At 28.3% G+C, this 15,188-nt stretch carries 13 protein-coding genes; 7 read left to right on the top strand and 6 right to left on the bottom strand.

Translation table 11 applies throughout. The features are described 5' to 3' along the window. Window positions 1–43 precede the first annotated feature (43 nt). Together EPJ72_RS10335 and EPJ72_RS10330 are read right to left on the bottom strand one after the other, a co-directional pair. Entirely contained in the window at window positions 44–1,327 is a 1,284-nt protein-coding gene (locus tag EPJ72_RS10335; RefSeq protein ID WP_147732070.1) for a bifunctional folylpolyglutamate synthase/dihydrofolate synthase, read from the bottom strand. A gap of 761 nt (window positions 1,328–2,088) precedes the next feature. Continuing rightward, window positions 2,089–2,523, bottom strand: a complete 435-nt coding sequence (locus tag EPJ72_RS10330) for a PepSY-like domain-containing protein (RefSeq protein WP_147732069.1) — start codon at window positions 2,521–2,523, stop codon at window positions 2,089–2,091. A gap of 276 nt (window positions 2,524–2,799) precedes the next feature. Here EPJ72_RS10330 and EPJ72_RS10325 point away from each other — a divergent pair, with 276 nt between their 5' ends. The 3 genes from EPJ72_RS10325 to EPJ72_RS10315 all read left to right on the top strand — a co-directional run bounded on the left by EPJ72_RS10325 (window position 2,800) and on the right by EPJ72_RS10315 (window position 5,488). Next, window positions 2,800–3,915: a helix-turn-helix domain-containing protein gene (locus EPJ72_RS10325; protein WP_242004992.1), complete on the top strand. Its 1,116-nt coding sequence runs from the start codon at window positions 2,800–2,802 to the stop codon at window positions 3,913–3,915. Between the two features lie 443 nt (window positions 3,916–4,358). Further along, window positions 4,359–5,000 carry a cyclodeaminase/cyclohydrolase family protein gene (locus EPJ72_RS10320; RefSeq protein ID WP_147732068.1) on the top strand — a complete coding sequence of 214 codons (642 nt, stop codon included), beginning with the start codon at window positions 4,359–4,361 and terminating at the stop codon, window positions 4,998–5,000. Between the two features lie 191 nt (window positions 5,001–5,191). After that, entirely contained in the window at window positions 5,192–5,488 is a 297-nt protein-coding gene (locus EPJ72_RS10315) for a helix-turn-helix domain-containing protein (protein WP_242004991.1), read from the top strand. 23 nt (window positions 5,489–5,511) lie between these two features. On the opposite strand, the gene EPJ72_RS10310 is transcribed toward EPJ72_RS10315, so the two are convergent. The 3 genes from EPJ72_RS10310 to EPJ72_RS10295 form a co-directional block, all read right to left on the bottom strand. Continuing rightward, complete coding sequence (locus EPJ72_RS10310; RefSeq protein ID WP_147732067.1) at window positions 5,512–6,597, bottom strand: glycoside hydrolase family 3 N-terminal domain-containing protein; 1,086 nt, start codon at window positions 6,595–6,597, stop codon at window positions 5,512–5,514. Then, window positions 6,561–7,469, bottom strand: a complete 909-nt coding sequence (locus tag EPJ72_RS10305) for a glycoside hydrolase family 3 N-terminal domain-containing protein (protein ID WP_147732066.1) — start codon at window positions 7,467–7,469, stop codon at window positions 6,561–6,563. Before EPJ72_RS10305 ends, EPJ72_RS10310 begins: the two co-directional genes overlap by 37 nt. 305 nt (window positions 7,470–7,774) lie before the next feature. Continuing rightward, window positions 7,775–8,992, bottom strand: coding sequence for a DegT/DnrJ/EryC1/StrS family aminotransferase (locus EPJ72_RS10295; RefSeq protein WP_147732065.1), 1,218 nt, complete (start codon window positions 8,990–8,992; stop codon window positions 7,775–7,777). A gap of 223 nt (window positions 8,993–9,215) precedes the next feature. Here EPJ72_RS10295 and EPJ72_RS10290 point away from each other — a divergent pair, with 223 nt between their 5' ends. Continuing rightward, window positions 9,216–10,121: an integrase core domain-containing protein gene (locus EPJ72_RS10290; RefSeq protein WP_147732064.1), complete on the top strand. Its 906-nt coding sequence runs from the start codon at window positions 9,216–9,218 to the stop codon at window positions 10,119–10,121. A gap of 230 nt (window positions 10,122–10,351) precedes the next feature. On the opposite strand, the gene EPJ72_RS10285 is transcribed toward EPJ72_RS10290, so the two are convergent. Beyond that, the gene (locus tag EPJ72_RS10285) at window positions 10,352–11,491 is read right to left on the bottom strand and encodes a glycerate kinase family protein (protein ID WP_147732063.1); all 1,140 of its coding nucleotides are present in this window, start codon (window positions 11,489–11,491) and stop codon (window positions 10,352–10,354) included. Window positions 11,492–11,669: 178 nt separating this feature from the next. Here EPJ72_RS10285 and EPJ72_RS10280 point away from each other — a divergent pair, with 178 nt between their 5' ends. The 3 genes from EPJ72_RS10280 to EPJ72_RS10270 all read left to right on the top strand — a co-directional run bounded on the left by EPJ72_RS10280 (window position 11,670) and on the right by EPJ72_RS10270 (window position 15,184). Beyond that, complete coding sequence (locus tag EPJ72_RS10280; RefSeq protein WP_147732062.1) at window positions 11,670–13,010, top strand: GntP family permease; 1,341 nt, start codon at window positions 11,670–11,672, stop codon at window positions 13,008–13,010. Between the two features lie 17 nt (window positions 13,011–13,027). Then, window positions 13,028–13,858: an MBL fold metallo-hydrolase gene (locus EPJ72_RS10275; RefSeq protein ID WP_147732061.1), complete on the top strand. Its 831-nt coding sequence runs from the start codon at window positions 13,028–13,030 to the stop codon at window positions 13,856–13,858. Window positions 13,859–14,044: 186 nt separating this feature from the next. Continuing rightward, window positions 14,045–15,184: a CdaR family transcriptional regulator gene (locus EPJ72_RS10270; RefSeq protein ID WP_147732060.1), complete on the top strand. Its 1,140-nt coding sequence runs from the start codon at window positions 14,045–14,047 to the stop codon at window positions 15,182–15,184. The last annotated feature ends 4 nt before the right edge of the window (window positions 15,185–15,188 follow it).

Genomic DNA, 15,188 nt, shown 5'->3' with positions numbered 1-15,188 from the left:
GCTGTCTTATAATATAATTACATATAAATAAAGACACTATTTTTTATTTATTCAAATTAATATAATCACTTGCACTGTAAAGTGAGCCTATCACCAATGCAGGAATATTCTTCTCTTTGGATATTCTTTTCATCTCTTCTACAGCCAAGTCAAAACTCTCTATATGATATACATTCTCTTTTTCTTTTAAATACTCATAAGTCTTAAAACTGTCAGAATCTTTATATTTTGATTTGGTAGAGCTTATTATAATAATATCTTTATTTTCTTTTAATATCTCACACATTCCGCCAACATCCTTCTGACTTATAGGAGCAAATAATATAACTACGCTATCATACCATTTATAAATAGTCTTTAATATTCTGCTTAATGATTTCGCATTATGAGCACCGTCTACTATGATGTCTGGGTTTCTCTCTATAAAAGTTAATCTTGCCTTTATATTAAAATTATGAAGTGAGTCTATTGCTTTTTCTATATTTTCTTTTTTGTTTTCTAATAATGTAAAAGCCTTGAATGATAATGCTATATTTTCGCTTTGATGTTCTCCTAAAAGTGTGGTTGTAAAATGATATTTAGTTTCTTTTTCTATATAATCAAACTCTAATATTTTATTTGTATTTTTTATTATTTTAGAATAGAAATCTTTACCAAATGCATATAACTTACAATTTTTTTCTTTTGCTATATTTTTTATTATTTCAATAGAGTTTTTCTCTTGCATTGCTGATATTACTATAGAATTATTTTTTATGATTCCTGCTTTTTGATAAGTTATCTCTTCTATTGTGTTTCCTAATATTTCCATATGATCATAGGAGATAGAAGTTAATATACTAATTGAAGAGTCTACGATATTAGTGCAGTCAAACCTCCCGCCGATGCCTACCTCTATACAAGCATAATCTACTTTGTTAATAAAAAAGTAATACAAACCTATTATAGTAAAAAACTCAAAAACAGTGATGCTCTCATCAAGCTTATTTTCTTCAATTATACCCTTTATCTTTTTCACTATAGAAATAAAATCATTCTCGCTAATCCACTCATCATTAATAGATATTCTCTCTCTCTCGTTTATGATGTGAGGGGATATAAAAGCACCTGTTTTGTAATTGCAGGCACTAAGCATATGAGCCAAACTCAAAGTAGTAGAGCCTTTTCCTTTTGTGCCTGTAATATGTATTACTTTGAAGTTTTGTTTATAGCCTAATATATTTAAAATGTGTTCTACATTGCTTATATGATTATTATTTTTTTTATGAAGATTTTTTTTATTCATAAAAGAGTATAGATAATCTAAAGCGTCATTAATATTTTCCATATTTAAGTTTTCCGTTTTTTTGTAAATAAAATATGCTATATATATACTGAAAAAATTGAAGTTTGTCAACTGCGAGCCGCAGCACCTTTCCGCACGATATAGCTTCTTATTAATAAATATCTTTTATGCGTGCGGGTTGTTATTTTTTAGTCTCATTTTTTGTTTTGCCTTATAGGCATTATTATTTATATTGTTCAACGCCACTATTATGCGTATTATTCTTTAATTATTTTCGGGGACTAGCCCCCTGCGAAGCGTGCCCTTAGGGTACGTACCCCAACTTCTTTTATTGGTATAAAAGAACCAAAAGAACTGCATTTAATAAAGTCTAACTTTTTAGATATATACAAAATATAAATACTATTTCATATATTCCAAAATGTAAAGCTAAAACACTTGCACTTTCGCGAAGCGTGCCCGAAGGGCGAAAACTTTGACGAAGTCCGCACCGCGACCGAAGGGAGTCCTTCAGGGCGACCGTAGGAAGTGCCTGCGACCGTAGGAAGTACCTTTAGGTATGGGTGCGAAGGCGGGAAAAAGTTGAATAAAACAAAAACATAAATTAGTTATTTAAATATATACTAAAAATTTTTAACTTTATTTATTTTAATTGTTTGCAGGGCTTTGCCCCCTGCGAAGCGTGCCCTTAGGGTAGCACCCCACTTCTTTTGCTGCCGCAAAGAAGCAAAAAGGCTATATTTTATATCTATTCATATATTTTATATTATTAAAATATAATTGGTATTATTTTTGATTATTTTTTAGTCGTCAAATTTCTGACCCATTAATTGACCGTCAGCTGAAATGTATAATTCCATCATATTATTGAGCTTTACTTTATAATTGCCCCACTCCTTTTCTACCTCTATGATTATAGAAGAAGGATAAGTATTATCAACAACATTTGCTATATTGGCAGGAAGCACACTTTTAGGCACACCCATATATTCACCGTCAATGCTCTTCCAATCGCCGTTCATAAAAAAGTCTATAGAAACCCCATTAGATAAATCCACCTCAAACTTTCCGTCATCTAGCTCTACCTTCCATATTGCAACACCCGGATAGGTGGAAGCAATGAAGGCTTGTGCTTTTTGAGGCAATGAAGAAGCTGGAACCATCCAATCATCAGCAAATAATACAGAAGACAGCATTACAAAAACGATAATTAGAAGTGAATATCCTTTTTTAGACATCAATAATAAACTCCCTAACTATAATATACAAAAATTATCAAGAAATGTCAATATTTATTTACAAATTTTTACTTTTTTTTACAGTTTAACCTGAAATTTATATTTCTTAATACTATATAATTAAAAATCGTAATAAAACCATATTAATTATAAGAAAAATCATAAAAAATTAGAAAAAAATTTACAAAAAATTATAAAAATACAAAAATTAAGCTTATAAATCATTATAAAAATTGAATTTAGTATAAAGAAAATTTATTAGAGGTGGTTTTTATAATGAATAATAATAATAATAATAATAAAGACAAAAAAAACTATTATGCCGTAATACCCGCAAACGTGAGATACGATAAAAGATTAAGCCCTCTCACAAGATTAATATATGGAGAGATTACAGCCCTCAGCAATGAGAAAGGCTACTGTTTTGCCACAAATGCCTATTTTGCTAATTTGTATTCTATGAGCAATGTAAGCATATCGAGATGCATATCAGAGTTAAAGGAGCATAATTATATAAGGGTTGTTTATGATATAAAAGAGAAGAATGTAGACAAGAGAAAGATATATATAAATAATACTGAAAATAAAAAATTAGAAAACAAAGAATTAAATAAAAAATTAGATAATGAAAAATTAGAAAATGAAGAAATCAGTAACATTAAAGAAAACATCAACATTGAAGGCTATAAAGAAAATGAAAGCATTAATAAAAACAACAATACCAATAAAAACGATGATGCTTTTTCATTGGCTAAAATAAAATTAGCTAATAGGATTAAATTAAATGATGATACAGATTTATCAAATAATATAAAAGAGCATAATCAAAATTGCTTAGATGGTATTAAAGAAAAAGTTAAAGATAATAATATAATTAATAATACAAATAATAATATAATTAATAACAACTTTCTTCTCTCAGAGTTTGATACTTTTGTTTTAGAACTATGCCAAGTATTTAATAATTTTACTTACAACAACGCTTCCAAAATCTCTGAGTTATACGGCTTTAAAAGCAAAGAAAAACAAGAACTCTTATTAAAGATTTTTAACGAGAGAAAGTATGATTGGAGGGAGTGTATTAAATATGCCAAATTAAAAGCAAGAGAGAAAAACAACATACCAACATTATGGCTTGATTTTTTAAGTTTTTTAAAAATCTATTTAAGAGAGGGAGATAAAGAAAAACTCATAAAGCCCTATTATACAGAAGAGCAATTATTAGAGAGAGCAAGAAAACTTCAAAAACAAAAAAGGGAGAGAGAAAAAGCATTGCTTGAAGAGAGTAAAAAGATTGAGGAATTAGAGAGGGCGTTAGGCAGAGAGAGTATGACATTAGAAGAGGTAATAGAAGCAACAAAAGAGCAGTTTAAGCACTTAAAGAGGAAGTGATAATAGCTTTATCTTTTTGGAATATATAAAATAATATTTATATTTTGTATATGCATAAAAGCTATAATTTATATTCTTATTTTTATTCAACTTTTTCCCGTAGCAAAAAGTTGCAAAAAGTACAAATGTTATAGCTTTATATTTTGGAATATATAAAACAATGGCTATATTTTGATATACATAAAAAGCTATACTCCATTAAATGCAGTCTTTTTGCTTCTTTGGGTCATACCCACAGGCACTTCCTTCGGTCGCCAAAAGAAGTGGGGGCGTGTACCCCTACGGGCACGCTTCGCAGGGGGGCAAAGCCACCACAAATACATAAATTTTAAAAAACAAATTTTGACAAAATATCAATTTATTAGTATATTGAACTCTCAAATAAATTATTAACCGCATCACAAAAAAAACATTAAAAAAACTTTTAAGGAGATTATTGAAAAATGGAAAAGCTCATAAACAAAAGCATGTTAGATTATATTAATGATGTAGATTCATTATTGCCTGCTCCGGGAGGCGGAAGCGTTACTGCTGTTGCTGCCAGCTTGGCTTGTGCTTTGGCTGGAATGGTTGCTCATCTCACCGTAAACAAAAAAAAGTTTAAAGAATTAGAAATAGAAAAACAAATTGCCTTCAATAATGCTGTAGAAAATATAAAACAAATAAAATATCAGTTAATAGAAATTGTAGATAAAGATGCTGATATGTTTCAATTAATTATGGACGCATACAAATTGCCTAAAGACAATGATGAACAAAAAGAGATAAGAAAAAATGCTATTTCTGAAGCAGCAAAAAAAGCATTAGAGCCTCCTCTTCAAACGCTTAAAAGCTGTTATGAGTTATTAGAGCATTTTGAGATAATTCACAAATATGGCAATGAGGGCGTTATAAGCGATATAGTATGTGCGTATACAATACTATATGCTGCAGCAAAATGCTCTATAGTAAATATTAATATAAATTTATCTTCTATAAACGATGAAAACTTTTTACATAATACTAAAAACATATGTTTATATTATTTAAGGGGTATGAAAAAAACATATAAGGAGGTAAAATTTGAATTATTGGATATACAGTAATTATTAACATATTTTTATATTGATATTTTTTTATAATATGTTATATTTCCCATTAAAATATGATATGAATTAAATGGTATTTTTATATTTTTCTTTGTGTTTTTTGCTATATATATTTAAGTTAAATATTGTTATTAACTTAAACAATATCTTTATTAGTTATTTTAGTATTAAAATTGGAGGTTAAAAAAATGAGTATAACTACTAAACACATAATATCTTTAAAAGATGAAGAGAAACAAAAGATTAAAGAGTTTATCAAAAATGAGGGTAAATCTAAAAGATTGATATCGAGAGCAAACATTATATTGGCTTTAGATGAGAAGAAGAATACTGGGCTGACACATACTGATATCGCTAAACAATATAATGTAACATATCATACCGTAGTAAATATCATAAATGAGTTTGTTGATAAAGGTTTGGATTCTACTCTCACTTATAAAAGAAAATCCAAACAGCAACAGAAAAAAAAAAAAGCTAAATAATAACTAAATAATAATTTTATGTGTTAGGTATTTTCTCTCATTATCTTTAATACATTAGCACATGAAATTATATCCGGTTCAATATTTCTAAACATATCTTTTACATTCTTATAAATATTGCTTGTAAGATTTATGCCATAATTGATAGTGCTTTCAATCTTGCCTGTCATAACGAGGTCATCTGTAATAATTACGCCATCAAAGCCCATATCTTCTTCAAGCAGCTTTCTATATTTTTCTGACATACTTGCAGGAAGTGTATCATCTATATATTTATTTTTTATATGCGAAACTAAAACCATCTCAGCACCCAAATCTATAGCCTTTTGAAAAGGTATTAATTCTTTATTTTTAAGTTCTTCTAAAGTCTTGTCTATCACAGGAAACTCACTATGCGAATTAACAGAAGTATCTCCATGACCAGGAAAATGCTTAACAACGCTTATAATGCCTGCATCTTTTTGAGCTTTTATTGTAGCTTCCACCATCTTTGAAACCATTTCAACATTTGTAGAAAAGCTTCTATTGTATATATAAGAATCTTTATTGCTCGGCACATCGCATAATGGAGAGAGTATCATATTAATTCCCATTTCTTTTAGAAACTTTGCTTTGTTGTAGGCTATGTTGTAGGCATATTCGCTGCTGTTGCTGTCGCCTATCATTTTTGCTGAAATGTCTTTGTATTTGTCGAAAGGTATTCTAAAGACTTCGCCTCCTTCTTCATCTATAGAGATTAACATATTTTTGTTAACATATTTCTTTAAGTCTGATGTTAATTTTTTTAATTGCTCTTCATCTACTATGTTGTAATTAAATAGTATAACTCCAGAAACATGATTATCTTTTAATGTCTTTATAGTCTCTTCGCTTAATACTGTGTCTGTGATGCCCACCATAGTAAGAAGCCCTCGCCTCTCTTCAATGCTCATATTATTAACTTCATCTATATAGTTAGACAAATAAGAATATTTCTTTTTTAAGTCCAAAATATATTTTTCATCTTCTGTGATGCTGTCTTTTTTGGTGCAAGAATTAATAGAGAATCCAACAATTACAAAACTAAATAAAATTATAATTTCCTTAACAGCTTTGAAATTTTTACGCATAATTCACCATCCTCTGTTTTAATATTTTTTATCTTTTGCCTGTTTGCCTTATAAAACCTATAATCAATAACATTAAGCAAATTATTATTTATAAGAGAGTATTTATTAATATAATCAGTCATTACAACGCCTTTAAAATTAAGGCTATTAAAAAGATAATCTCTGTATAATTTTTCATTTTTAATATGGCTCATCACAAAAAAGTCGCTTTCTATTGCCGACAAAAAAGTTTCTTTAGAGTCTATTTCTACATTTTTTATATTATCTTCTATATATAACTCATCATCATAGTATTTTGGAAAATATTTTGCGGCGGTGAGGACGTCTTTGTCTTTATACGCTTTAATTGTTTGAGATATTAACTTTGAAGCAATTTGTTTATCGCCGCTGAAGATATGCTCTTTTAGATGAGATTTTTCATTACAGAGAGTATTTACCACAGGAGATAAAAACATATTAACGCCAATAGTTTTAAGAGTGGACGCTCTTTTTTTAGCAATATCGTAGGCATAAGTTTCGCTTTGCCTCTCACCAATATAGCTTTGATAAACCTTAAAGTGCTGGTCAAAAAATAAATTATGCGTTGGCTTATAATCTTCGTCTAATGCTATGAATATTTTTTTGTTTAGATTTTTTTTTATATTTTTTATTAGTTTTTCAATTATTTTAATATCGGCTATGTTAATGATTATTCCTTTAACATCATCATCTTTTATTATGTTAATTAAGTCATTATCATAAGTTTTAACCGCGAGCATTATTTGCAGATTATTATTTATTTTTTTTATATTATGTGTTTTTATTTCATAATAGAGATAGCAGAAAATAATAGCTATTATAATAATAATCAAACTAACAAAAATATAAATCACTATGATTACTCAATTTTAATTTATTTTATTTTATTTTGATAACTGGGGCTTTGCCCCAGACCCCAGTTCTTTTATTGGTATAAAAGAACCAAAAGAACTGCATTTAATAGAGTATAGCTTTATATATAAAATAAAAATATAAATATTATATTCATTTATACATATTACCGAAATATAAAGTCAAAACATTTGCGTTTTTTGCAACTTTTTGACGAAGTCCGCACCGCGACCGAAGGAAGTGCCTGTGGTGCGAGAGCGACAAAAAAGTTGATAATATATCTGATAAACAAAAATGCTTACTAATCTCAGTTGCTCTCCAAATACCTAAAAATATTCTTAGCAATATATAAAGCATCCTCCTCTTTAAGGCTGCTGTATAATGGCAAAGTTACTTCATTCTTATACAAATTAAAAGCATTTATATAATTATTATCCGCATAATCCTTATAAACATTATATGCATTGTGAAAAGGAAGAGGCAAATAATGCACATTAAGCACTATTCCAAGTTTTGACATATTTTCTATAAGTAAATCCCTATCAGCCTCCTCATAATCCTTAATTCTCATCAAATACAAATGATAAGATGATTCAGCCTCATCGTCTTTAAAAACAGGAAGCATAACTTTTTTGCTCGCTCCCAAAACACTGTTATATATATTCACAATGTTTTTTCTGTTTTTAAGCATCTCATCATATCTTCTTAATTGCGATAAACCAATAGCCGCATGAATATCGCTCATATTGCACTTATACCCCGCAACCTCAATATCATATCTCCAGCTTCCTAATTTTGTTTTATCTAATGCACTTTTATTCTGACCATTCAAAGCCCAAACAGACACTTCTTTGTAAATCTCATCAGCGTTAATATCTCCAATATCATTAAAACTCAAAGCCCCACCCTCAGCAGTTGTAACATTCTTAACAGCATGAAATGAGAAAGAAGAAAAATCAGCCTGAGAGCCTACCCTATTTCCTTTATAAACAGCACCAATAGAATGAGCAGCATCAAGCAAAAATAAAGCCCTGTTTAATTGCTTTTGATATTTATTTGTATTTAATGGAGTAAATAAATCTCTTTTTCTTTCTAGTATTTTTATAATGCCGTCATAATCAGAAGGTTTACCGCCAACATCAACAGCAATAACAGCTTTTGTTTTACTTGTAATAGCCTTTTCAAATTTTTCTAAATCTATATTAAAATCATCATCAGCCGCATCAATAAACACAACCTTAGCCCCCAAATGTATAGCCGCATTAGCAGTAGAAGCATAAGTATAAGCAGGCACTATCACCTCATCGCCCTCAGTAACACCGAATATTTTTAAAGCTAGCTCCATAGCCATAGTAGCACTAGATAATAGCTTTACCCTCTTAACATTTATATATTTACAAAGCTCCTCTTCAAGCTCTTTGTTTACAGGTCCGCTAGTAATCCATCCAGATTTTAAAACATTCACCACCGCCTCAATTTCATTATCTGTAATATCAGGCGGCGAGAAAGGTATAATTTTGTTCATTGTTGTGTTTCCTTATTATTTTATCATTTTATTATAATTTATTATATAATTTTAAATAAATATGTTAATTAAATTATGTTTACTATTATAAATCTAAAAAATATAAAATCAATTGCTATATAAAATTAGAAATGTTTAGGAGCCACAGATATTGCACGTTTTTTAGTTTAAAAAAAGCAGGTATTCCTTATAATATATATAGTTTAAATTTAAAGGAATACCTATGAAAGAATATACTTCAAATCAAAGAAAAAAGATAGTTATAAAAATCAATAAAGTTAAGAATAAAGAAGTATTAGCTTTAAAATATAAGATTAGTATTAGAACATATTATTATTGGAAAAGCCAATTAGAAACTTATTCTATTATAAAACCTAAATCTACTAAACCTAAGAATAATAAAAATAAATTGAAAAATAAAAAGATTATTAAAAGAATAATTGAAATAAGAAAATTATATGGTTATGATAAATTAAAAATAAAAAAACAATTAGAGTTAGAAGACATTAAAGTAGGAACAACAGCTATAGAAACTGTCCTAAAAGAAAATAATTTGTATAGGAGCAAAAAGAAAAAAATTAAGAGAAAACATAAAGGAAAGCATGCGATTTATATTAAAGAAGCAGGAGAAAAGGTACAAATAGACGTCAAATATGCTTTTTTTGGTGAAATACGTTATTATCAATTTACTGCTGTAGATTTAGCAACAAGAATGAGCTTCAGATATTTATACGATGAAAAAAGTCCATACAGTACCATTGATTTTATGAAACGACTTATAGATTATTTTCCTTTTAGAGTACATTGTATTCAAACGGACAATGGTACAGAATTTACTTACCGTAAACATTCATTTAATACTGAACATCCATTAGATATATTTTGTAAGAAAAACTATATTAAAAGGGTTTATAGTCCTGTAGCCTCCACTTGGTATAATGGTGTAGTAGAGAGTACACACAACCGAGACCAAAAAGAATTCTATGACTTTTGTACACAAGAATTAACTTTACAGAAAGCAAATAAAAACATACAAAAATATAATCATTTTTTCAATTATAAACGAATACATTCTGCTTTAAATTATGATACGCCTATGCTATACTTTAAGAAATTAAGGAATTCCTAACTGCAATATGTTTGGCACCTGTGCAATATAAAATTAGAAACTTATTTTTTATTATGAAGCAATATTGAATATGCTATTTTTATAGAAACTAATTTAACTTTACTTAAATAATATTTTTTAAATAATATTTTTAAAGAATGATTTTTAAAGAATAATTTTTTTGAAATAAAATCATTGCATATAGGCAAAATATATAATAAGCCCATATGCAAACAAATAAATACAATTTTTCATATATTGATATTAATAAACCTCAAAGCCCTCTCGGAAGCATCTTCTATCAAAACCTTAGAATTAGCAATAGCCTCCTCAAGCGGCATAGCTCTCTTTAAAGCAGGCATAATAGAATCTATCCCCATCTCATAAACCGCCTCAGCACCCTCTCTAATATCTCCAACAATTGCAATAACAGAAATGTTTTTGTTTAATTTTTTTACTCTCCTAGCAACTCCCACAGGAACCTTTCCTTTTTTTGTCTGACCGTCAATAGCTCCCTCTCCAGTAATAACTAAAGAAGCACCATCCAACTCTTTCTCAAAATTAATTATATCAAGCATAGCATCAATTCCGCTTTTAATCTCCGCATTACAAAAACCAATAAGCCCGCCTCCTAAACCTCCGGCAGCACCAGCACCCTCTATAAAGTCAATTTCTTTTTTATATTTTTCTTTTATTAGATTAGCAATATTTTTAAGCCCATCATCAAGCACATCAAAACTCTCTTTAGTAACACCCTTTTGCTTGCCGTATATAGCAGTAGCTCCATCTTCTCCATAAAGCACATTCTTAACATCAGAGGCCACATTTATTTTTATGTCAAAAAGTCTTTTATCAACATTGCTGTCATCTATGCTTTTTACTTTTATCATGTTCTCAGCAATGCTTTCAAGTTCTTCTCCTTTCTCATCTAAAAACCTATACCCCAAAGCATTAGCCATACCAATACCGCAATCGTTAGTAGCACTTCCCCCAATGCCTATAAGTATCTCTTTAACTCCTCTATTAATAGCATCTTTTATAAGTTCCCCTGTTCCATATGTAGAATATTTTAATGGGTTTCTCTCTTTCTCGCTCACTAATGTAATCCCAGAAGCCTCAGCCATCTCTATAACAGCCTGATTATTATTAATTAAACCATACTTAGCCTTAACAGTTTTTCCTAAAGGGTTCTTTACATCAACTCTTATAAACTCTCCACCAGTAGCATAAATCACACTTTCAACTGTACCCTCACCCCCGTCTGCTATAGGTATTTTTTTTATAACTACATCTTTAACAGCCTTTAATACTCCTCTCTCTATGCATTCGCAAACCTCTAAACTGCTTGCACTTCCCTTAAATGAGTCTGGTATTATTACTATCTTATACACAATTTTAATCCTTAATAAAATTTTTATATATACTAATATAGTCAATTAATTTATATTTTCTTTGTTTATAAAACACAATAAATATATAATTTTTTGTATTTACTATACAAGGTAAAGCAAAACTTTTTTTATATACTAAAATCTATATATTAGTTATAAATTTAGGAGGAATAATAATATGAACGGTATTTATATTTTTAGTTTAATAGTTATTGCTGTAATAGTTATGATAATAGCAATAAGTAAATTTAAACAGCATCCTTTTGTAGTTTTAATTACCATATCAGTATTGGTTGGTATTCTATCAGGTATGAAAGTAAATGATGTTGTATTGAAAGTACAAAGCGGTTTTGGCGGTATATTAAGCAGTATAGGTGTTGTTATTATATCCGGTACTATTATAGGAACTATTTTGGAAAAGACAGGAGCTGCCCTAACTATGGCTAATACTATATTAAAAATAGTAGGCAAAGATAGATCCGTATTAACAATGGGTATAACAGGTTATATAACAGGTATTCCAGTATTTTGTGACTCTGGATTTGTTATTTTATCTCCAATATCAAAAGCATTAGCTTCAAGATCAAAAATATCTTTGTCTATAATGGGTACAGCATTAAGTGGAGGTTTATATGCTACACATTGTTTAGTACCTCCGACTCCGGGTCCTATAGCTATGGCTGGTACCTTAGGTGCTAATTTGGGTTTAGTTATTTTAGTTGGACTATTAATATCTATACCCAGTGTTATAGCGGCTATAATATATGCTAAAAAAGTTGCTAGTAAAATATACATACCTGCTAACAGCAATGATAATGTAGATGATTTGATGCAAAAATACGGCAAATTGCCCGGAGCCTTACACTCTTTCTCTCCTATACTATTGCCAATCATCTTAATAGCATTAAAATCTATAGCTGATTTCCCTTCAAATCCTTTTGGTGACGGAGCAATAAAAACATTCTTCTCATTCATAGGAAGCCCTGTTATAGCACTGCTATTAGGTATATTTTTATCTATGACTTTGCTCACTAAAGTATCTAAAGATGAACGTTTAAAAATAATCTCTGAAGGTATATTAAACTCAGCATCTATATTAGCTATTACAGGAGCAGGCGGTTCTTTTGGAGAAATATTAAAAAGACTTCCTATAGCCGATATATTAAGCAGTTCTTTATTACAATTTAATATAGGTGTGTTTTTACCTTTTATCATTGCTATGTTATTAAAAACAGCAATGGGAGCTTCTACTGTATCTATGATAGTAACTTCTTCTATGATGCTTCCTCTAATGGCTACTTTAGGCTTTACTTCTGAGATTCAAAAAGTATTAGTAATAATGGCAATAGGAGCAGGTGCTATGACAGTTTCTCATGCTAATGACTCTTATTTCTGGGTAGTGTCACAATTCTCTAATATGACTCCGCAGCAAGCTTATAAATGCCAAACAGGTGTTACTTTAGTACAAGGATTGACAACTATTATAATAGTATTTATATTATCTTTGTTTCTAAAATAATTATTGGAGAATAAAATATGGTAGCTGTAACTGTACTAATAGAAAATAGTCCGTCAGAAAATAAATCATTAAAATATGAGCATGGACTCTCTTTATTTGTGCAAACCCCATACAATAATATATTATTTGATTTTGGCTCTAGTGATAATTTATTATATAATGCTCAGAGAATGGATATTGATTTAAATAAAGTAGATGTGGTTGTATGCAGTCATGGACATTATGATCATAGCGGCGGATTTGTTGATGTTGTTAATAATTATAAAATAAAAAAGCTTATCACTGGAAATGGTTTTTTCCAACGCAAATATAGAGTGGATAATGGAAAATATACTTATATAGGCAACCCTTTTAATGAAACTTTTTTGGCAAAGAACAATATAGAACATATTATTTGTAAAGATATTTATAAAATAGATGATTATACATATTGTTTTAGTAACTTCAAAAGAGATACATCATACGAAATGTCTGCTAATTATTTTCAATATGGAAATATTAGAGAAAATATGAATGTTGATAACTTCGATGATGAAATATGCTTGGTATTAAAAACAGAAAATGAACTCACATTATTGACTGCTTGCTCTCACCCCGGTATTGTTAATATGACTAAAACTATAAGTGATTATTTTAATACTCCAGTTACAAATATCTTTGGAGGAATACATTTGGTTGAAGCCGATGAAAAAAGAATAAAAAACACTATAACCGATATTAAAAAGTTAGGGCTTAAAAAAGCAGGATTTTGTCATTGTTCAGGAGATAAAGTAAAAAACTTCATAAAAAATGATAATGCTATAGAAGTATGTAATTTCTCAACAGGAGATACTATAATATTAAATTAATAAATAATTTATATAATATCTTAAAAATTTATTACACATTAAAAAGCATATAAAATATATTATTACATGTGAAATAACTAAATATTTTATATGCTTATTTTATAACTATTATCTTAATTATCAATTTGATTTTATTAAAAATAAATACTACAATTAATTATTATTTGCTATATAGGAGGTATAATTATGTCTATTGATAATACTACAGCACAAAAATTAGTAGAAAAAATTATGGACAATATTGACTATAAAGTAAATATTAATATCATGAATGAATATGCTGAAATTATAGCAAGCGGCGATAAACAAAGAATAGGAAAAATACATTCAGGAGCTTTAGATGTAATAAAAAATGCTAAAACTATAGAATATTTTGACTCTGTAGACAGCGATAAAGAAAGTGCCAAACCCGGTATTAATATGCCTCTAATTTTTAATAATGAGGTGATTGGTGTAGTTGGAGTCACTGGAAACCCTAAAGAAATAAAACTTATAGCTAATATTGTCAAAATGCTTACAGAAATACTTATAGAAAAAGAAATAGATACAGATAAAAAAATCTCCAAGCAAAGAGCATTAAATAATTATGTCTATAAAATAATCTCTAAAGAAGTTATTCATCATATATCTTCTATTAATATTTGGGCAGAAAATAACAATTATAATTTTAATATTGAAAGAAGTGTATGCATAATAAAAATAGAAAAAAATAATAATTATAATATGCAAAAAATGGTAGATTATATAATAAATAAAATACAAAATATTATCTATTACTATAAGCAAGATATTATAACATATATAGGAAACGGACTATTTCTTATAATCAAAAGTTTTAATGATATAAAAAATAAAACTTCAGATAAAAATAAAATATTAGAACTATTCTTTAATAGTTTAAAAAAAGAAATAAATATTAACTTTGCTTTTATGTGCGGATGTATAGTTAATAGATTAGAAGATATATATAATAGTTATGAACAGGCAAATTTCCTATGTGAATATATAAATAACTATAGCGGATTATATTTTATAGATAATTATATTTTGGAATATATTATATTAAATGAAGGCTATATTAATTCAAACATCATTTTAAAAAACAAATTAGCCCTCATCAAAAAAAACTCTTCCTTTAAAGAAACTATTATAACGATGAGCAAATATGATATGAATATAAATAAGACTTGCGAAGAATTAAATATGCATAGAAATACAATTCTTTATAGAATGAAAAAGATAAAAGATATATTAAACCTTGATCCTATCAATAAACATACAGATAGAATTATATTTTATATAATAGCAACTATATTAAAAAAATGAATAA

It is taken from the genome of Brachyspira pilosicoli, from assembly GCF_008016535.1.
Classification (GTDB): Bacteria; Spirochaetota; Brachyspiria; order Brachyspirales; family Brachyspiraceae; genus Brachyspira; species Brachyspira pilosicoli_A.
The sequence above is the reverse complement of the archived record's forward strand: the minus strand, read 5'-3'. Positions and strand labels throughout refer to the sequence as shown.

Coding starts and splice junctions, on each gene's coding strand:
- EPJ72_RS10335 (WP_147732070.1), bottom strand. CDS start 1,327: ATGGAAAATATTAATGACGCTTTAGATTATCTATACTCTTTTATGAAT.
- EPJ72_RS10330 (WP_147732069.1), bottom strand. CDS start 2,523: ATGTCTAAAAAAGGATATTCACTTCTAATTATCGTTTTTGTAATGCTG.
- EPJ72_RS10325 (WP_242004992.1), top strand. CDS start 2,800: ATGAATAATAATAATAATAATAATAAAGACAAAAAAAACTATTATGCC.
- EPJ72_RS10320 (WP_147732068.1), top strand. CDS start 4,359: ATGGAAAAGCTCATAAACAAAAGCATGTTAGATTATATTAATGATGTA.
- EPJ72_RS10315 (WP_242004991.1), top strand. CDS start 5,192: ATGAGTATAACTACTAAACACATAATATCTTTAAAAGATGAAGAGAAA.
- EPJ72_RS10310 (WP_147732067.1), bottom strand. CDS start 6,597: ATGCGTAAAAATTTCAAAGCTGTTAAGGAAATTATAATTTTATTTAGT.
- EPJ72_RS10295 (WP_147732065.1), bottom strand. CDS start 8,992: ATGAACAAAATTATACCTTTCTCGCCGCCTGATATTACAGATAATGAA.
- EPJ72_RS10290 (WP_147732064.1), top strand. CDS start 9,216: ATGAAAGAATATACTTCAAATCAAAGAAAAAAGATAGTTATAAAAATC.
- EPJ72_RS10280 (WP_147732062.1), top strand. CDS start 11,670: ATGAACGGTATTTATATTTTTAGTTTAATAGTTATTGCTGTAATAGTT.
- EPJ72_RS10275 (WP_147732061.1), top strand. CDS start 13,028: ATGGTAGCTGTAACTGTACTAATAGAAAATAGTCCGTCAGAAAATAAA.
- EPJ72_RS10270 (WP_147732060.1), top strand. CDS start 14,045: ATGTCTATTGATAATACTACAGCACAAAAATTAGTAGAAAAAATTATG.